We start from the raw sequence: 17,914 nt of genomic DNA on the forward strand, positions 1-17,914 counted from the left end.
TCTACAACGTGTCGGACCTGGCTTGCGCTTGTTTGGCGCGTTGATCGGCGATGAACCGCATCGACACCCGGTTCATCAGGGTCGGCGCGAGGCGCGCAAAGATCCACTGGGCATGCGCGACGCGAGGTTTGACCAGGATCGGCTTGTTCTTCTCGACCGCGCGCAGCACGTCGCGGGCCAACCGGTCCGCGTCATAGGGCTTGCCGCCCTGGGCCTGCAGGAAGTAATCGCGGCCGACGAAGCCGCCGATGGACCCCTTGTCGAGGATCGGCGTCTCGACCGCGGCCGGGCACACCGCGAGCACCCCGACACCGCGCGCGGCGGCCTCGGAGCGCAGCGCGAGGCTGAGCCCCACGACTGCGTGCTTGGTCATCACGTAGCTGGTGACCTGCCCGGCCGCGGTCAGCCCCGCCATCGACGCGGTGTTGACGATGTGGCCGTGGCCCTGGCGCACCATCAACGGATAGGCCGCCGCCACCCCGTGCACCACGCCGCGGATGTTGACGTCGACGATCGCGTTCCACTGGTCCAGCGTCAGCAGTTCGGTGTCGCCGCCCCAGACGATTCCGGCGTTGTTGAACATCAGGTCAAGACGTCCGGCCCGGTTAACCACGTCGTCGACGGCGGCCTGTACCGCCGCGGAATCGGTCACGTCGAGGCGGGCGGCGCGGGCCCTACCGCCGAGACCGGCCGCCGTGCGTTCGGCCGCGTCGCCGTCGACGTCGGTGCACACCACCTCGGCTCCCGCGTCGACCAGTGCTCGGCACAGTGCGGCGCCGATACCGGAACCGCCTCCGGTGACGAGGGCCTGCTTTCCGCTGAACGTCATCACCGGCTGTCTGTTCTTCGCGCGAGCGCTCATCACCGGTTGTCTGTTCTTCGCGCGAGCGCTCATCACTGCCCCGCGAGCCTCATGACGTGCCCCATCACATCGGGGTAGCGCTTCATGTGTGCACCGCCGTTGAGGTCGAGCACCTCGCCGGTCAGCCACGACGCCTTCGGCGAGCACAGGTACAGCACCGCTTCGGCGATGTCCTCGGGCGTGCCCGCGCGGCCCAGCGCGGTGTTCTCCACGTACTCCTCGACGACGCCGGGGACGGCCGCCGCCGGCGCGGTCAACGGCGTGTGCACGAAGCCCGGGGCCACGGCGTTGACGCGGATGCCGCGCGGCCCCCACTCGAGTGCTGCGACCTGGGTGAGCATCGACAGGCCGGCCTTGGCGGCGCAGTAGGCGCTCATCCCGGCGGCCGGCTGACGCGCGTTGAGCGAGCTGATCGACACCAGTGCACCGCCCTCGCGCAGCACCCGGCCTGCGTGCTTGGCGACGATGAACGCCCCGTTGAGGCATACGTCGACGACGGCACGGAAGTCCTCCACGGCGAGGTCGGTGATCATGCCGACATTGCTGAACCCCGCGCAGTTGACGACGACGTCGAGCGGGCCGGTCTGATCGAACAGCGCCTGCACCGAGGCCTCGTCGGTGACCTCGACGTGCACGGCGGTGTGTGGATCGCCGAGTTCGGCGGCGCGTTGACGGGCGCCGTTGACGTCGCGGTCGGCGAGCGTCACGCGATCACCTTCCGCGGCCAGCGCGCGGGCCGTCGCCAAGCCGATACCCGACGCCGCGCCGATCACCACAGCCGCCCTGGCCGACCGCCCGTTGCTCATACAGTTGCCCTTTCGACGCAGTAGAACGCGTTTCAACTTAGCGCTTTGACAGACTCGACCGGTGAGCGATCTGAAGATGAGCGAGTCGATTCACGTGGCCGCAGACCCGCACCGGTTGTACGAAATGGTGTCGGACGTGACGCGGATGGGCGAGTGGAGTCCGATCTGCCGCGCCTGCTGGTGGGACGACGGGGACGGTCCGCGGGTCGGAGCGTGGTTCACCGGCCGCAACGAGACACCCGAACGCTCCTGGCAGACCCGCTCGCAGGTAGTCGCGGCCGAACCCGGGCGCGAGTTCGCGTGGGAGGTCAACGACGGCTGGGTGTACTGGGGCTATAGCTTCGAGCCGGCGGACGGCGGAACACGACTCACCGAATCCTGGGAGCTTCTTCCCAAGGGGGTGGCCGGATTTCGTGAGCGCTTCGGCGAGACGGCTGACGCGGAGATCGACAAGCGCCGCGAAGCCGCCCGCACCGGGATTCCGGCGACGCTGGCGGCGATCAAGGCCGCAGCCGAAATCGCGTGAGGGTCGCGACGCCGATCCTCCTACCGTTTGACGCAGCGAAACCCGATGTGGCTCATCCCCGTGTCGACGGGCTGGGGTCGGCGCGCCGCAGGGCGGTAGCGGCGGCAGTAGGAGTCGGCGCATAGGAAGGAACCGCCCTTCACCACTCGGCGCGGCACACGGAACTGCGGCTGCTGCGGGTCGTAACTGTCCTCTGCGCAACAAGCCGATGGTGACGGGTCCTCGGCATACCAGTCGGTCGTCCATTCCCAGACATTGCCCGCCATGTCGAACAGACCGTATCCGTTGGGCGGGAACGTACCCACGGATGTCGTTCGGCCGTAGCCTTTTTCCGGCCGCCACGGAAAGTCGCCGTGCCAGTAGTTGGCCAGCGGTCGTCCGGGTTGTTCGGGCTCGTCACCCCAGGTGAACTCCGCGCCGTGCAGTCCGCCCCGTGCTGCCGTCTCCCATTCGGTCTCGGTCGGCAGCGCCATTCTCGCCCACTCCGCGTACGCCTCGGCGTCCTCGTAGGCCACATGTGCGACGGGGTGGTCGGAGCGTCTACCGATGGACGACAGCGGTCCGACAGGATGACGCCACGAGGCGCCCGGTGTCCACGTCCACCACTGACCGAGGTGACGTAGGTCGACCGGACCCGGTGTACGGGTGAACACCATCGATCCCGGCTCGAGATTCTCCCGTGGGGCGCCCGGATAATCGGCGGGGTTCAACGGACGTTCCGCAACCGTGAGATACCCGGTGGCGGAGACGACTCGGTGAACTGGTCGTTGGTGACCTGATGCGCCATCATCCAGAACCCCTCGACATCGACCTGACGTACCGGTGCCTCCTCCGGGTAATGGCAGTCGGAGCCGAGCACGGCGGTCTGCGCCGGGATCCATACGAGGTCGGTCATCACCCCTCCGACTTCTGTTGTGCAACCAGATCGCGAACCAGCGGCTGGACAGCGGTTGGGGCGATCTGGACGCACACTAGGCGAAGACCCTGGTCCAGTCGTTGCGCATACTGACGACGATCCAGCCGTCGCTGTCGGCCCGCGCGAGGGCCTTCTCAGCACCGGCGGTGTAGGCGAACTCGCGATCGGGGTCGTCGTGCAGGACGAGCAATCGAAGCCCGCGGGCGAACTCGAGCATCTCGATGTCGCCGTTGGAATTCCCGGCGGCAAGAATCGGCCGGCGGCCCGTACGCCCCCAGATTCGTACCGGTTTCACCGGGCCGTCGTCCAAAAATTCCGGCCGACTCGTGGTGCGCAGATCGCCGTCAGAGAAGAAGAGGCCCACCGAGCTCCCGATGACCCGCTCCGGTGGTATGCCGTAGAGCGCTTCGGTCACCGGCCGCATGAAGTCGCGACCACCGCCCGACGCGATATAGGTGGTGAATCCGTTGTCCTCCAGGTACCGCAACAGCTCGATCATCGGGGGGTACCCGCATGCCGTGTATGGCCGGCGCAGCGTCGGGTGTTCGGCGGTGGCGAAGAACGCCTTCACCCGATCGGCGTACTCTTCGACCGTCAACCCGGCGAAGGCCGAGAGTATGCCCCCGGCAAGGTACTTCAGCTCTGAGTCGTCGCCGTTGTAGTGCCTGGTGACCGCGTCGCCGAACCATCCGAGGTCTCCGGCCGCGGCGGCACGGTACGGCTGCCGGTCGGCGAGTTCCGGGTCGGCGCGGGCTTGTTCGGCCAGGCGACGCACGAGGAAGTCGAGTTGGATGTATGCCGGTTTCTCACACCACAGCGTTCCGTCGTTGTCGAAGACCGCGACGCGTTCCACGGCGGGAACATCGTCGACTGCGCGCGAAATGAAGTCGACGATCGCCGACTTGGCCGGCCCGTCGTTCCACGACCCGAGCATCGAGTCAGCGGCCTAATGACTCGAGGAAATCGTTGAGCTTCTCCACCGCGTCGCCGATAGTGAACGACGCGGGTTCGCGCCGCGGCGGGAACTCCTTGAACGTCTCCAGGAACTGGGTGACCACCGCATTGGCCATGAACGCGATGTAGTCGTGGTCGAAGAACCAGTCCCAGTAGGTATTGGACGTGACGTCGGCGTGTTCGAACGGATCGGTGCGCAGGTTGAAGATCTTCGGCGCGCGCAGCGGAGTGAAAGGCTCGAACCAGATCTGTAGCGTGCCTTGGCAACGCTGCTCCATGAAGACGATCTTCCAGTTTTCGATCCGGACGCCCAGGACATCGCAATCGTCGGAGAAGTAGACCAATCCGCGCCGCGGGCTCTTGTCCACCTCGCCGGTCAGGTAGGGCAGCAGGTTGAAGCCGTCGATGTGCACCCGATAGGTCTGGTCGCCGATTGCGTGGCCCTGCGTGAGCTTTTCGACGATGTCCGGCTGACCGGCGGCGGCCAGGAAAGTCGGTAGCCAGTCGTGGTGCTGGATGATCTCGTTGGACACCGCCCCTGCTGGAATCCTGCCCGGCCAGCGGATCATCTCCGGCACGCGGAAGGCGCCCTCCCAGTTCGTGTTCTTCTCGCTGCGGAACGGTGTGGTGGCGCCATCGGGCCAGGTGTTGGCGTGCGGGCCGTTGTCGGTCGAATAGATGACGATGGTGTCGTCGGTGATGCCCAGTTCGTCGACGGCATCGAGCAGCTGCCCCACATGGCGGTCATGGTCGATCATCGTGTCGTGGTAGCCCGATTGCCAACGCCCGGCCTGCCCGAGGCTTTCCGGCTTCGTATGTGTGCGGAAATGCATATGGGTGGTGTTCATCCACGCGAAAAACGGCTTGCCCGCCTCGTGCTGGCGCTTGATGAAATCGATGCATGCCCCGACGGTCTCGTCGTCGACGGTCTCCATCCGTTTCTTGGTCAGCGGCCCGGTGTCCTCGATGCGCTGCTTACCCACTGGGCCGAACCGCTCGTCGACTTCGTCGGAGGCCTCGTCGATGGCCCACGACTTGATCACCCCGCGCGGCAGGAAAGCCTTGCGTAGCAGCGGCGCCTCCTCGACGGTCGGGTAGTCGGGGTGCTCGGGTTCCTCCTCGGCGTTGAGGTGGTACAGGTTGCCGAAGAACTCGTCGAACCCGTGCGCAGTCGGGAGGTACTTGTTCAGGTCGCCGAGGTGGTTCTTGCCGAACTGGCCGGTGGCGTAACCCAGTGGTTTCAACAACGTGGCGATCGTCGGATCATCCGGTGACATCCCGACGTCCACCCCAGGCATACCGACTTTGCTCAACCCGGTGCGGTAAACGCTCTGTCCCGTAATGAAAGACGAGCGGCCCGCGGTGCAGCTTTGCTCGCCATACGAGTCGGTGAACCGCATACCCTCGTTCGCGATGCGGTCGATGTTGGGGGTGCGGTAGCCCATGAGACCGTCGCTGTAGCAACTGAGGTTCGTGATCCCGATGTCATCACCCCAGATGACCAGAATGTTCGGCTTCCCGTTCGGCATGGCGACTCCTTCAGCGCTAGCCCTAGTCGCACGATAGGACGGTGGTATCCGAGTCGTGGCCGTTCGGTCAACGTGACGGCAATATCTGCCAGGCGACGCTTGGTCAGCTCCCCTCGACGGTGTCGATGTGGGCGCGCACCAGCGCCGGATAACGGTCGCGGTCGGGACGGAAGATGTCGTGCGGCGAGTCGGCGAACACGTGTAGCGACGCCTTGGGGAACACCTCCCGATAGCGGTCCCAGGCGGCGTCGGAAATAAGCGGGCTGTTCGCGCTGCGCACCACCAACAGCGGCGGTTGCCACTGCGCCAAGGACTCCCAGAACGACTGCTTGCGGGCGGCGCGGAAGATCGCCTCCCCGGCGGCCCGGTTCAGCCGTTCGTGCACCGGAGTGCCACGCCACCGCCCGTCCAGCAGGAAGGTGGAGACCTCTTCGGGAAGCGTGATCTCCTCGGGCACGTAGTCGCCGATCGAGATCGAGCGGACCTGTTCGCGGTGCGCGAGCGCCCAGGTCAGCGCGTAGGGGGTGCCCCGGGAGAACGTCATCAGGTGGACGGGACCGTCGGTGACCGCGTCGATCACCGCGCCGACGTCACCGCCGAGAACCGTTGAGTCGTAACCACTTTCGGGTGCATTGCTGCGTCCGTGTCCGCGTAGGTCGACGACCACCGTCCGTCGGCCGAACAGTGGCAGCACCTCGACGTAGTCGTCGGCGACGTCGGTGAAGCCGGGTACGAAGACGACAGGCGCTCCGAGGTCGGGCCCTCCGGAGTCGAGGTAGTGCAGACGAGCGCCCGCGTTGGTTGTGAACTGTGATTCGACCATCACCACCACCATGCCCGGTCGTCGCTCCCGGCGCGGGCCAAACGCCTGCGAAGCGTCGGCGAGAGGAGCACGCTGGTAGCTGGAAGGTGATCTGTATGTACGACAAAGTTCAAGACAACGCCTGGCGCATCGACATCGAGTTCAACGAGGACGAGACGCATACTCACGCGACGGTGTGCGCCACACGCGACGACGGCGAGACGGTGACCGCCCAGGGCGATGCCTACCGCAACCCGAAGGATTCGGTGCAGCCGCTGGTCGGGGAGGAGATCGCGGCGGCCAGAGGGTTGATTGCGTTGGGTGCCGAACTGCTGCAGCGCGCGTCGTCGCGGATCGAGCAGACCACGCATCAGCCGGTCCACCTCGTTCACTGACCTACCGGGCGGCGGTCAGCCCTCCGGCGGGGCGGACGCCGCGACACTGACCGTCGGATCCTTGGACGCGTTCTTCATCTGGTGGAAGAGGTCGACGTAATACGGCAGGCACTCGGCCATCGCCTGGTCCGTGGTGAACAGCGGCCGGTATCCCAGGTCTCGTTCGGCCTTGGCGATCGAAAAGTAGTTGTCGAGGTAAAGGCGTTCCACCCCAAGGGGTTCGATCATCGGTTTGGGTATTCCGAACCGGAAGTGCAACCACTGCCATGCGGTCATGGCGAACCACACCAACCGGCCCGGCACGCGGATCTTCGGGTAGCGCTCGCCGCACGCCTCGACGACGGGCCTCGAGAACTCGAACATGTTGATCGGGTCACCGTCGTTGATGAAGTACGCCTGCCCGGGCGCGGTGCCGCCCGGGACGAGGTGCTGAGCGGCGAGGATGAAACCGTGAATCAGGTTGTGCACGTAGGAATTGTCGAGCTTGACGTTCTTGCCGCCGACGAGAACCTTGACGTGCCCGGCCAGCACGCTCTCGAACACTTTGCGGAACATGGTCTGATCTCCGCGACCCCAGATACCGCTGGGCCGGATCGAGCAGGTGAGCAGGCCGTCGACTCCGTTGGCGGCCAGCACGAACTTCTCCGCGGCGACCTTCGTCTCGGTGTAGAGGTCGTTGAATCGCTCTGTGTAGGGCAGGGTCTCGTCGCCGCCGGAGATGCGTTTGCCACCCATCACGACGCTGTTCGACGCGGTGTAGACGAAGCGCTTGGCGCCGGCGGCGCGGGCGGCGCGCACGAGGCTTTCGGTGCCGGTGACGTTGATCGCGAAGCTGCGCTTGCGGTACTCGTCGGTGACCGACGCGCCGCCCATCAGATCGATGATCGCCGCGGTGTGGAACACGGTGTCGATGCCGGCGACCGCGGCCGCGACCTGGTCGGGGTCGCAGATGTCACCTTCGACGGCCTCGAGGCCGGGTTGCGCAGGAAGCGGCGAGGGGGCCCGGTCGAAGGAGCGGACCTCGTGTCCGCGCTTGAGCAGTTCGGTCACCAGGTTGGCGCCGACGAATCCCGAGCCTCCCGTGACGAGGACCCGGCCCAGTTCGGTGGTCAGCGTTGAGTCACCCATGGCGAGCAGACTAACTGAAACGTGTTACAGTTTCGACCCCTTGGAGAAGAAAACGTTGCGCTGTCAACTTTCGTCGCCGTCTTTGGCGGCCAGCGCCTCCTCGATGCGCTGGCGGGCGCCAGCTAAGTGCTCTTCACAGCGTTTAGCCAGCTCCTCACCGCGTTCCCACAGTTTTAGCGACGTATCCAGATCAAGGCCGCCCTGCTCGAGTTGCTGGACGACCGCGACGAGTTCTTCGCGTGCTTCCTCGTATCCCAATTCACTAATGGGCTTCATCTTCTGCCCCTTCCGGCCCCTCGCTGATCGCGGTGATCGCCCCGTCTGCCACCCGGACCCGCAACCGCACACCGCTGGCGGCGTCCACGGCGGTGCGCAGCACCTGGGCGTCCGGCATCTTCTGCACCACCGCGTAGCCGCGCGCCAGGGTCGCCGCAGGGCCCAGTGTGCTCAGCCGGGCCGACAGATGTCCGATGCGATCGGTCTCGGTGGCCACCATCCGGGTGACGTCGCGGCGTGCGGTCGTGCGCAGACGGTCGACCTCGTCGGCGCGCGCGGTGATCGCCGCCAGCGGCTGCGCCAGCACCGGCCTGCTGCGCAACTGATCAAGGGCGTGCTGCTCGCGGTGCACCCAGTTGCGCAGCGCGCGGCCACCTCGACGGCACAGATCGGTGATGTAGGCCTGTTCGGCGGCGGCGTCGGGAACGATGCGCTTGGCGGCGTCGGTCGGTGTCGCGGCGCGCAGATCGGCGACCAGGTCGCAGAGCGGGTTGTCGGGTTCGTGTCCGATCGCGCTGACCACCGGTGTGGTGCACTTGGCGATCTCGCGGCACAGCGTCTCGTCGTAGAAGGGCAGCAGGTCTTCGACGCTGCCACCGCCGCGGGCGATGACGATCACGTCGACGTGGGGGTCGGCGTCGAGCCCCCGCAGCGCCTCGACCACCTGCGGGACCGTGTTGGGGCCCTGCACGGCGGTGTTGCGGACCGCGAACCGCACGGCGGGCCAGCGGCCGGTGGCCACCGAGATCACGTCGTGTTCGGCATGGCTGCCGCGGCTGGTGATCAGCCCGATCGTGTTCGGCAGGAACGGAATCGGCCGCTTGAGCCGCGGGTCGAAGAGTCCCTCGGCGTGCAACAGCTGGCGCAGGCGTTCGATACGCGCCAACAGCTCGCCCACGCCCACCGCGCGAATCTGGTTGACCCGCAATGAGAACGAGCCCCGACCGACGAAGAAGTTCGGCCGTCCCAGCATGACGACCCGGGTGCCCTCGGTGAGTTTGACCGGCGCGTTGAGCACCAGCTCGCGTGGGCAGGTGATCGACAACGACATGTCGACCGACGGGTCGCGCAGCGTGATGTAGGCGGTGCTGGAGTTCGGCCGCGTCGAGAGCTGGGCGACCTGCCCCTCGACCCAGACCGTGCCCAGCCGTTCGATCCAGTCCTTGATCTTCATCGACACGGAGCGGACCGGAAACGGGTTCTCCGGTGACTGGCCCTGCTCGGCGTCGGTCATCTACCCGGCGTTGGGGTGGTCACTTGGCCGACGCGCGGGTGATCCTGTTGGCGAGCAGCGTCTGGAACGGCGCGCGGCCCTTGGTGGCCTCCTCGTAGGCCAGCAGCGCCTCCAGGTCGGCCACGCGCAGCGTGTTCAGCCGCGCGCGCAGCTGCGCCAGCGTCAGCGACTCGTAGTCGAGTTCGGTGACGATCTCGGGGGCCTCACCGATCGCCAGGTCGGTAGCTTCGCCGTTTTCCTCGCTGCCGTCTTGTTCGGACGGCGACTGCGGCTCACCGTTGCTGAACAGCGCAAAACGGCCTTCGGTCATGCGTTCGCCGTCGCTCGAGGCGGCCGAACTCGGCGCCTCGGAAGCGTCGTCGTCTTCGTCGAAGGTGGCCCACTCGGGCTGCTCGTCCTTGGGCGGGAAGATCGTCTCCAGCGTCTCGTCACCCTTGTTGACCAGGTCGGCGACGTCTTGCTGGACCTTCATCACCAGGTGCGCGAGGCTACTGACGACGGTCATCGGGTACATCAGGATGGTCTGGGGCAGCTTGCGGGTTTCCTCGATGGCGGTTACCGCCGCGCCAACCAGCAGACGGACCCCATACGGTGCGGTTGCCATGGTCACAGACTACGGGCGGCTTCTCGGCTGGTCCGAACGGCCTTGGAACGGCACTGTGCGTACCCTGGTAGCCATGCCGCCGACAATCAACATGGGGATTCCGGGCGCCTCGAGCTCGGTCGCCGGTGGCGTGACCGGGAAACGCGTACTGCTGGCCGAACCTCGCGGGTACTGCGCGGGGGTGGATCGCGCCGTCGAGACCGTCGAGCGTGCGCTGGAGAAGCACGGCGCCCCGGTGTACGTGCGCCACGAGATCGTGCACAACCGCCACGTCGTCGAGACGTTGGCCAAGGCCGGGGCCGTCTTCGTCGACGAGACCGACGAGGTGCCCGAGGGTGCGATCGTGGTGTTCTCCGCGCACGGCGTGGCCCCGACCGTGCACCAGACCGCCAAAGAGCGCGACCTCAAGGTCATCGATGCGACCTGCCCGCTGGTCACCAAGGTTCACAACGAGGCCAAGCGATTCGCCAGGGACGACTACGACATCCTGCTGATCGGCCACGAGGGCCACGAGGAGGTCATCGGGACCGCCGGCGAGGCGCCCGACCACGTCCAGCTCGTCGACGGACCGGATTCGGTCGACAACGTCACCGTGCGTGACGAGAGCAAGGTCATCTGGCTGTCGCAGACCACGCTGAGCGTCGACGAGACGATGGAGACCGTGCGCCGGCTGCGCCAGAAGTTCCCGACCCTGCAGGACCCACCCAGCGACGACATCTGTTACGCCACCCAGAATCGCCAGGTCGCCGTCAAGGCGATGGCCCCGGAGTGCGAGCTGGTGATCGTCGTCGGCTCGCGGAACTCGTCGAACTCGGTGCGCCTGGTCGAGGTGGCCTTGGGTGCCGGTTCCGACGCAGCGCACCTGGTCGACTACGCCGAGGACATCGACCCCGCGTGGCTCGACGGCGTGACGACGGTCGGCATCACGTCCGGCGCGTCGGTGCCGGAGATCCTGGTGCGCGGCGTCCTGGAGCGGCTGGCCGAATACGGCTACGACATGGTGCAGCCGGTGACGACGGCCAACGAGACACTCGTGTTCGCGTTGCCTCGGGAGATCCGCCCCGCCCGCGCGTGACGCTCGTCGAGCGCGCCCGAGGCTAGATGTCGTACTCCCAGGAATCGGCCTCCGAGCCGCGGGGAGCGCGGCGGCGGGTGCGGTACTCCGCGCGGTCGTCGGCTTCCTCGCCGCGGTAGCGCACCCGGGAGATCGGATGGTGGGTCCCGTTGCCTGACCCGTTGTTGCTGCTGCCGTTTCGGCCGTGCGGCTCGCGAGGCTGGTAGTCGTCGAAGCGACGGCGGCGCTCGGGCCGGTCCGCTGTCCGGTCCTGACTCCTGCGGTCGTAGCCGGCGCGGCGTTCGGACGGCGGAGGACCCGGTTGACGCGGGTTCGACGTGCGCGGTCTGCGCCGGGGCTCGGGCCCCGGCGGCGGCTCGGCGTGCCTGCCGGAGCGAGCGCGTCGAGGACGTTCGGCGATCGGCTCGATGATCTCGGTGGCAGGAGGGCGCACATGGCGGGACCGTGGCGTCGTGCTGCGCCGGGCCGGCCGGCCGCTGCGATCGGCGGCCGCCCTGCTGGTTCGCGACGACGTGCGGTCCGCGCGGGCGGTCCGGCTCGCGGTGTCGGGGCGCTTGCGGCGCGGACGGGGGGCGACCTCGTCGTCCTCGTCACGGGGCGTGCGGGCGAACAGCGGCGAGATCTTGGCCGCCGCTGCCGTGACCGCGGTTGCGACGGCCGCCGCCAATGCGGGCTTTTTCGCCTCGCTGTCCTCGGAGGTGGCCGGAGATGTGCGGCGTGTCGACATCCCGATGTACCAGCGGCACAAACCGATCAGCAGCACGGCCGCCGACGTGAAGAACATCAGCGGGAAGCGCTCGATCAGCGGATAGCCGCAATTGATCGCCAGGTCCTTCACCCCGGTGAACTGGCCGCCGGTGAACAGGAAGTAGGCGCCCGGCACGCTGACGAACAACAGCAGGGGCGGCTGGATGACCGCGGTGAACACGGCTTGCTGGCGTACCGCGAGCACGGCCGCGAGGCAGCCGAGGACGTAGAACGCCGCGAACACGGAGCTGAGTTCTCGGCTGCCCGATCCGGCGTCGAACGCGAACCCGACCGTCGTCAGGGTGACCGCGATCAGCACGCCGCCCCACCCGGGCACACCGGGAAAGTTCGGATGCGCGGAGCGGTGGTCGGCGCCGACGGCCGACCGCGCGCGCTGTGCTGACACAGGTAGACCGTACCGGCTCTGGCTCCGTGTGGCTGTCAGCGCGGTTCTGGCGTGCCCGTCACGGTCTCCTAGACTCTGGACCCTGTGAGCTTGAACCTGGGAATCGTCGGCCTGCCGAACGTCGGGAAATCGACGCTGTTCAACGCGTTGACGCGCAACGACGTCCTCGCGGCCAACTACCCGTTCGCCACGATCGAACCCAACGAGGGTGTCGTTCCGCTGCCCGATCCGCGACTGGCCGAGCTCGCCAAGATGTTCGGGTCGGAAAAGATCGTTCATGCGCCGGTCACCTTCGTTGATATCGCCGGGATCGTCAAGGGCGCCTCCGAAGGCGCCGGGCTGGGCAACAAGTTCCTCGCCAACATCCGCGAGAGCGACGCGATCTGCCAGGTCGTGCGGGTGTTCAGCGACGACGATGTGGCGCATGTCGACGGCCGCATCGATCCGAAATCCGACATCGAGGTGATCGAGACCGAGTTGATCCTGGCGGATATGCAGACGCTGGAGAAGGCGCTACCGCGGCTGGAGAAGGAGGCCAGGACGCATAAGGAACGCCGGCCCGCGTATGAGGCCGCCGTGGCTGCACAGGAAGTCCTCAACGAAGGAACCACGTTGTTCGCCGCCGGGACCGATATCGCGCCGCTGCGGGAGCTGAATCTGCTGACCACCAAACCGTTCCTGTACGTGTTCAACGCCGACGAGGCCGTGCTGACCGACGACGAGCGCAAGGCGGAGCTACGTGAACTGGTCGCACCCGCCGACGCGGTCTTCCTGGACGCGAAGATCGAGGCCGAGCTGCAGGAGCTCGACGACGAGTCGGCCGCCGAGCTGTTGGAGTCCATCGGCCAGACCGAGCGGGGGCTGGATGCGTTGGCGCGCGCCGGTTTTCACACGCTGAAGTTGCAGACGTTTTTGACCGCGGGCCCGAAAGAGGCCCGCGCGTGGACGATTCACCAGGGCGATACCGCGCCGAAGGCGGCAGGTGTGATCCACACCGACTTCGAGAAGGGCTTCATCAAAGCCGAGATCGTCTCCTACGACGACCTGATCGAGGCCGGATCGATGGCCGCGGCCAAGGCCGCAGGCAAGGTGCGGATGGAGGGCAAGGACTACGTCATGGCCGACGGTGACGTGGTCGAGTTCCGGTTCAACGTTTAGAGCACTGCCGCTACGCACCGGGTACGCGTCGAGCGGCGACGCCGAGATCAGTGAGTAGGCGGCGGACGCGCTCTTCGATGTCGTCACGGATCGGTCGAACGGCGTCGACCGACTGGCCCGCCGGATCGGGCAACTCCCAAATCTCGTAACGCTTTCCCGGGAAGACAGGACAGGTGTCGCCGCAGCCCATGGTGACGACGACATCGGCGGCTTGGACGATCTCGTCGGTCCAGGGCTTGGGGAACTCGTTGGTGATGTCGATGCCGACTTCTGCCATGGCCTCGATTGCGGAGGGGTTGATCTCATCGGCTGGTTCGGACCCGCCGGACCAGCCAACGGCATCATCCCCGGCCATGTGGGTGAAGTAACCCAGCGCCATCTGGGACCGTCCGGCGTTGTGGGTGCACAGGAACAACACGGACGGCTTGCCGTCGGCCCCCTCTCCCGTCATCGCGCGCTCCGATCGGACGTGCCGGGTATCGGGGCCAAGTCGTCGGTGAAGCGGCGGCGAAGGGCGAGTGAGACATAGACGAGGGCGACGAGCACGGGTACTTCGATGAGCGGGCCGACGACTCCGGCGAGTGCCTGACCCGACGTGGCGCCGTAGGTGGCGATGGCGACGGCGATGGCGAGTTCGAAGTTATTGCCCGCAGCGGTGAACGCGAGGGTGGTGGTGCGCTGGTAGCCCAGCCCGAGCAGGGCTCCGAGGAGGTAACCGCCGCCCCACATCACGGCGAAGTAGACGAGCAGTGGCAAGGCGATGCGGACGACGTCGAGGGGTCGGTTCGTGATCTGTTCGCCTTGCAACGCAAAGAGAATCACGATGGTGAACAACAGGCCGTACAGTGCGCAAGGGCCGACCTTGGGCAGGAACGTGGATTCGTACCAGGCGCGGCCCTTGGCCCGCTCTCCGAGCCGCCGGGACAGGTATCCCGCGAGTAGTGGAATGCCCAAAAAGATCAATACGGACTTGGCGATCTCCCAGGGCGAGGTGCTGATCGTCGCCTGTTCCAGGCCGAGCCAGCCGGGTAGCAGGGACAGGTAGAACCAGCCGAGGACCGCGAACATGACGACCTGGAAAATCGAGTTGAGTGCGACCAGGACGGCGGCGGCTTCGCGGTCGCCACAGGCGAGGTCATTCCAGATGATCACCATGGCAATGCATCTCGCGAGACCCACGATGATCAGGCCGGTGCGGTATTCGGGCAGGTCGGGCAGCAGCAGCCAGGCCAGCGCGAACATCAGCGCCGGACCGAGCACCCAGTTGAGTACCAACGAGCTGATGAGCAACTTGCGGTCGGCGGCGACGGTGTCGAGTCGGTCGTATCGGACCTTTGCCAGCACCGGATACATCATGATCAGCAAGCCGAGCGCGATCGGCAACGAGATGCCATCGATCCCAACGTGATTCAAGGCAGTGTTCAGGCCTGGAACGAGTCGTCCGAGAAACAGTCCGGCGGCCATCGCGATACCGATCCACACCGGCAGGAAGCGGTCGAGCAGCGACAGTCTCTCCACAACGGCGGGATGCGTGTCCGCGGTGACGGGGCCCGTCACGCCGGTGCCGCCGTTGCCGCCTCGTCGGCGACCGTGCTCAGTAGCGACGAGAGGGTCATCAAAGTCTCGGTACGGACGGAGTAGTACACCCAGGACCCACGACGCTCGGAGGCGAGAAGCCCGGCGTCTTTGAGGACCTTGAGGTGATGAGAGATTGTCGGTTGGGTGACGTCGAAGTCGCCGGAAATGTCGCAGACGCAAGCCTCTCCACCGGCGTGACTGGCGACCAGACTGAACAGGCGCAGACGCACTGGGTCGGACAGGGCCTTGAGTTTGGCTGCGATGTGGGCAGCGGCAGCCATCGACAACGGTTCGCGAATCACGGGAGCGTAGGCGCAGGCCATCCCATCGTTCAGCGGGTGACGTGACTTAGACACTCATCGATATTGACAGATATCGATCCAGGGCACAAACGAACTTCGAGTGAACCGGAGCCGTCCCTCAGATTTTCCGGGTGAGGGTGAGCTGGCGGGAGTGGAAGTCGAAGTGCCGCCCCGGGTATCGGTAGAGATCCTCCAACGTCATGTAGTCGCTGAAGAAGGGGTCCCAGCCCGTCGGGAAATGCATACCCCGGAGGAACGCGCTGTCGGGCTTGTTGGCCATCCGTTGTTGGAGCGAACTGATCACCCGGTCGAGCTTTGCCCCCATCCGGCGGCGGTTGTACACGAGCGCGGCGGCTCGCGACCCGTAGTAATTGATCAGGTGAAAGGGGTGGGTCGATGCGTTGAGGATGCAAGCGAACGCGGCGCTTGCCCCGCGCGGAAGCCGCCCGAAGACCGCTATCAGCACTACTAGCCGTTGAACGACCATGTATCCGAAAACTATGTGGAACAACAACTCTTCATTGGTCCATCGGGTGCCGTCGGTCGGCCTTGTCCAGTCCGAGGGTTCGGCACTGTCGAGCAGTCGGTGGAAGTCGATGCGGGCACGTTCGAGGTCGGCGTTGATCGCGGCTCGATCGACGCTCGTACCGCCCGCCTCCATACTTCGATAATGCGCCCGCCGCGACCAGATCTCCACGAGGTCGCGGCGGGACGCATCGCATCTAGCAGCAGGAAGACGTTGCCGCCACCTTGTCATCGCTGTCCGCGGCCGTACCGCCGCAGCAGACGCCGCCTTCAGCGTGCCCGTCACCGGGGTGCTGCGGGCTCGTGCCGAAGGTGTCGGAGTCTTCGAGCACCGTGTACACCTCCCACTTCTCGCCCGCCGGGCCCGTCACCCAGACCTTGTCCTGCTTGGCGAAACAACAGGTGGTGCCGATCTCTTCGTCCGTGAACAGCCCTTCGTCGCTCAGGCGGGCGATTTCGGCGTGGACGATCTCGCTCGACGCAACCTCGACTCCGAGGTGGTTGATCGTGCCGCCCTTGCCGGGATTCTCCAGCAGGACCAGCTTCAGCGGTGGTTCCGTGACGGCGAAGTTCGCGTAGCCCGCCTTGGTCTTGGCGGGCGGAGTGTTGAACAGCTTCGAGTAGAAGGTGATTGCTTCGTCGAGATCGTCGACGTTTAGGGCGAGCTGAACGCGGGACATGATGTTCCTCCATACTTGTGAGACATATATCGAAGTAGCCGGCTGCTCACCACCTTCCTCACCTTTTTGATATATGTCAAGACCCGTGGCAGACTTGCTTCATGCCCAAGTCGTTGCCCGTGATCGATATGTCCGCGCCGGTGTGCTGTGCGCCGGTTGCCGCCGGTCCGATGAGCGACGGCGACGCGCTCCATGTCGCGCTTCGACTCAAGGCGCTCGCTGACCCGGCCAGGGTGAAGATCATGTCGATGTTGTTCAGTTCGTCGGCGGGCGAGCAGAACAGCGGCGAACTCGCGACGGCACTTGGGTTGACCGAATCGACTGTCAGCCATCACCTGACCCAGCTTCGACGCGCTGGGCTGGTCGAATCCGACCGGCGCGGAATGAACGTGTACCACCGGCCGCACCGCGATGCGCTCGGTGCGTTATGCGCCGTCTTGGACCCAAACTGCTGCACGTAGTCTCGCCGGGGTCGTAGCGGCGAGGCGTTACATTCGAGGTATGACTGACGACTGGCGCGTCGACCGGGTTGAGGAGATTCGGTCACTGATCAAACAAGCCGAGCCCGACGTCGTCGAGGAGATCAAATGGCGCAAGCCATCGAATCCCGATGGTGTGCCTGCGTTCTCGTTGGACGGCCTCATCTGCACGCTGGAGATGTATAAAGGCAAGGTCAAGGTGAATTTCGCCAAGGGCTCGTCCATCGACGACCCCGATGAACTCTTCAACGCGAGTCTGCAGGCACCCGTCGGGCGGTCGATCGATCTACGCGAAGACGACGAACTGGACCCAGAGGCGTTCAAGGCCCTGATCAACCGAGCCGTCGAGGTCAACCGCAGCAACAAGGCGTCGAAGCGCCGCAAGTGAGGATCGCCGACCGGCTTCCCCGCGGCGAAGGCAACGTGACGGTCCGGCGGCTGCGACACGGCGACGCGCACGCCTTCGCGGCGGGCACCGACGACGACGCGGTGCGACGGTTCGCACATCTGCCGCTGCGGGAGTACTCGGCAGAGATCGTGCGCGAGCAGATCGACGGCGTCATCGCACGCGGTCTGGCCGACGACACGCTAGCCGTGCTGGCCATCGCGGACGCGTGGTCCGACGGCTTCCTCGGCAGCATTGTCCTTTTCGACATCCATGAATCCGATGCAGAGGTCGGGTTCTGGTTGGCTCCGCAGGGACGCGGTCGCGGCGCGGCCCGTCAGGGTCTGTCGGCGGTCGTTGGTCTGGCCGCCGAAGCCGGATTGACGCGGTTGACGGCACGGACCGCTCCGAAGAACGACGGATCTCGTCGGGTATTGGAAGGCGTCGGCTTCGTGCTGGCGGACGGTCCCCGGGACGAGGTCACGCCATCTGGAGAAACGATGACCGTCGTGACATATGAGTACTGCACTTCGTAGTACGCAATGGC

The 17,914-nt window shown here is 66.0% G+C and carries 20 protein-coding genes and 2 pseudogenes; 7 read left to right on the forward strand and 15 right to left on the reverse strand.

Going from position 1 to position 17,914, the window contains the following annotated elements; all coding sequences use genetic code 11:
* Position 1: 1 nt before the first annotated feature.
* Together A5790_RS18255 and A5790_RS18260 are read right to left on the reverse strand one after the other, a co-directional pair.
* The gene (locus tag A5790_RS18255; protein ID WP_066847571.1) at positions 2-829 is read right to left on the reverse strand and encodes an SDR family oxidoreductase; all 828 of its coding nucleotides are present in this window, start codon (positions 827-829) and stop codon (positions 2-4) included.
* 65 nt (positions 830-894) lie between these two features.
* The gene (locus tag A5790_RS18260) at positions 895-1,668 is read right to left on the reverse strand and encodes an SDR family NAD(P)-dependent oxidoreductase (protein ID WP_066847336.1); all 774 of its coding nucleotides are present in this window, start codon (positions 1,666-1,668) and stop codon (positions 895-897) included.
* Between the two features lie 76 nt (positions 1,669-1,744).
* On the opposite strand from A5790_RS18260, the gene A5790_RS18265 reads away from it, so the two are divergent.
* Positions 1,745-2,194, forward strand: a complete 450-nt coding sequence (locus A5790_RS18265) for an SRPBCC family protein (RefSeq protein WP_197696830.1) — start codon at positions 1,745-1,747, stop codon at positions 2,192-2,194.
* A gap of 20 nt (positions 2,195-2,214) precedes the next feature.
* On the opposite strand, the pseudogene A5790_RS18270 reads toward A5790_RS18265, so the two are convergent.
* The 4 genes and pseudogenes from A5790_RS18270 to A5790_RS18285 form a co-directional block, all read right to left on the reverse strand.
* Positions 2,215-3,089 (reverse strand): annotated as a pseudogene (locus tag A5790_RS18270) (formylglycine-generating enzyme family protein).
* 76 nt (positions 3,090-3,165) lie between these two features.
* Entirely contained in the window at positions 3,166-4,044 is an 879-nt protein-coding gene (locus A5790_RS18275) for an HAD family phosphatase (RefSeq protein ID WP_066847342.1), read from the reverse strand.
* Between the two features lie 4 nt (positions 4,045-4,048).
* A complete protein-coding gene (locus tag A5790_RS18280; RefSeq protein WP_066847345.1) occupies positions 4,049-5,593 on the reverse strand; it encodes an arylsulfatase in 1,545 nt (514 codons plus the stop codon).
* Positions 5,594-5,696: 103 nt separating this feature from the next.
* Complete coding sequence (locus A5790_RS18285; RefSeq protein ID WP_066847574.1) at positions 5,697-6,416, reverse strand: alpha/beta fold hydrolase; 720 nt, start codon at positions 6,414-6,416, stop codon at positions 5,697-5,699.
* A gap of 95 nt (positions 6,417-6,511) precedes the next feature.
* Here A5790_RS18285 and A5790_RS18290 point away from each other — a divergent pair, with 95 nt between their 5' ends.
* Positions 6,512-6,790, forward strand: a complete 279-nt coding sequence (locus tag A5790_RS18290) for a dsRBD fold-containing protein (protein WP_064395004.1) — start codon at positions 6,512-6,514, stop codon at positions 6,788-6,790.
* A gap of 15 nt (positions 6,791-6,805) precedes the next feature.
* On the opposite strand, the gene A5790_RS18295 is transcribed toward A5790_RS18290, so the two are convergent.
* From A5790_RS18295 to A5790_RS18310, 4 genes are all read right to left on the reverse strand, one after another.
* On the reverse strand, positions 6,806-7,918 hold the full coding sequence (locus tag A5790_RS18295; protein ID WP_066847348.1) for an NAD-dependent epimerase/dehydratase family protein: 1,113 nt from the start codon (positions 7,916-7,918) through the stop codon (positions 6,806-6,808).
* 63 nt (positions 7,919-7,981) lie between these two features.
* Positions 7,982-8,194: an exodeoxyribonuclease VII small subunit gene (locus tag A5790_RS18300; protein WP_066847351.1), complete on the reverse strand. Its 213-nt coding sequence runs from the start codon at positions 8,192-8,194 to the stop codon at positions 7,982-7,984.
* On the reverse strand, positions 8,181-9,428 hold the full coding sequence (gene xseA, locus A5790_RS18305) for an exodeoxyribonuclease VII large subunit (RefSeq protein ID WP_066847354.1): 1,248 nt from the start codon (positions 9,426-9,428) through the stop codon (positions 8,181-8,183). The genes A5790_RS18300 and xseA overlap by 14 nt, the downstream gene beginning before the upstream one ends.
* A 19-nt stretch (positions 9,429-9,447) precedes the next feature.
* Positions 9,448-10,032, reverse strand: a complete 585-nt coding sequence (locus A5790_RS18310; RefSeq protein ID WP_066847356.1) for a lipid droplet-associated protein — start codon at positions 10,030-10,032, stop codon at positions 9,448-9,450.
* Positions 10,033-10,105: 73 nt separating this feature from the next.
* On the opposite strand from A5790_RS18310, the gene A5790_RS18315 reads away from it, so the two are divergent.
* On the forward strand, positions 10,106-11,107 hold the full coding sequence (locus A5790_RS18315) for a 4-hydroxy-3-methylbut-2-enyl diphosphate reductase (protein ID WP_066847581.1): 1,002 nt from the start codon (positions 10,106-10,108) through the stop codon (positions 11,105-11,107).
* 22 nt (positions 11,108-11,129) lie between these two features.
* On the opposite strand, the gene A5790_RS18320 is transcribed toward A5790_RS18315, so the two are convergent.
* Entirely contained in the window at positions 11,130-12,260 is a 1,131-nt protein-coding gene (locus A5790_RS18320) for a DUF6542 domain-containing protein (RefSeq protein WP_066847358.1), read from the reverse strand.
* 84 nt (positions 12,261-12,344) lie between these two features.
* Here A5790_RS18320 and ychF point away from each other — a divergent pair, with 84 nt between their 5' ends.
* Positions 12,345-13,418: a redox-regulated ATPase YchF gene (gene ychF / locus A5790_RS18325; RefSeq protein ID WP_066847360.1), complete on the forward strand. Its 1,074-nt coding sequence runs from the start codon at positions 12,345-12,347 to the stop codon at positions 13,416-13,418.
* Between the two features lie 10 nt (positions 13,419-13,428).
* On the opposite strand, the pseudogene arsB reads toward ychF, so the two are convergent.
* The 4 genes and pseudogenes from arsB to A5790_RS18350 form a co-directional block, all read right to left on the reverse strand.
* Positions 13,429-14,975, reverse strand: a pseudogene (arsB, locus tag A5790_RS18335) (ACR3 family arsenite efflux transporter).
* A complete protein-coding gene (locus tag A5790_RS18340) occupies positions 14,972-15,319 on the reverse strand; it encodes a metalloregulator ArsR/SmtB family transcription factor (RefSeq protein ID WP_066847367.1) in 348 nt (115 codons plus the stop codon). Before A5790_RS18340 ends, arsB begins: the two are co-directional and overlap by 4 nt.
* 97 nt (positions 15,320-15,416) lie before the next feature.
* Entirely contained in the window at positions 15,417-15,959 is a 543-nt protein-coding gene (locus A5790_RS18345; RefSeq protein ID WP_066847368.1) for a DinB family protein, read from the reverse strand.
* A 61-nt stretch (positions 15,960-16,020) separates the two neighbouring features.
* The gene (locus A5790_RS18350; protein WP_066847370.1) at positions 16,021-16,503 is read right to left on the reverse strand and encodes an ArsI/CadI family heavy metal resistance metalloenzyme; all 483 of its coding nucleotides are present in this window, start codon (positions 16,501-16,503) and stop codon (positions 16,021-16,023) included.
* Between the two features lie 101 nt (positions 16,504-16,604).
* On the opposite strand from A5790_RS18350, the gene A5790_RS18355 reads away from it, so the two are divergent.
* From A5790_RS18355 to A5790_RS18365, 3 genes are read left to right on the forward strand one after another with little or no spacing between them, the layout of a single operon-like run.
* Positions 16,605-16,964 carry an Rv2640c family ArsR-like transcriptional regulator gene (locus tag A5790_RS18355; protein WP_066847372.1) on the forward strand — a complete coding sequence of 120 codons (360 nt, stop codon included), beginning with the start codon at positions 16,605-16,607 and terminating at the stop codon, positions 16,962-16,964.
* 40 nt (positions 16,965-17,004) lie between these two features.
* Complete coding sequence (locus A5790_RS18360; protein WP_066847373.1) at positions 17,005-17,370, forward strand: DUF1801 domain-containing protein; 366 nt, start codon at positions 17,005-17,007, stop codon at positions 17,368-17,370.
* Positions 17,367-17,903 carry a GNAT family N-acetyltransferase gene (locus A5790_RS18365; RefSeq protein WP_066847375.1) on the forward strand — a complete coding sequence of 179 codons (537 nt, stop codon included), beginning with the start codon at positions 17,367-17,369 and terminating at the stop codon, positions 17,901-17,903. The genes A5790_RS18360 and A5790_RS18365 overlap by 4 nt, the downstream gene beginning before the upstream one ends.
* The last annotated feature ends 11 nt before the right edge of the window (positions 17,904-17,914 follow it).

This window comes from Mycobacterium sp. 852002-51152_SCH6134967 (assembly GCF_001667105.1).
GTDB classification, from domain to species: Bacteria; Actinomycetota; Actinomycetes; order Mycobacteriales; family Mycobacteriaceae; genus Mycobacterium; species Mycobacterium neumannii_A.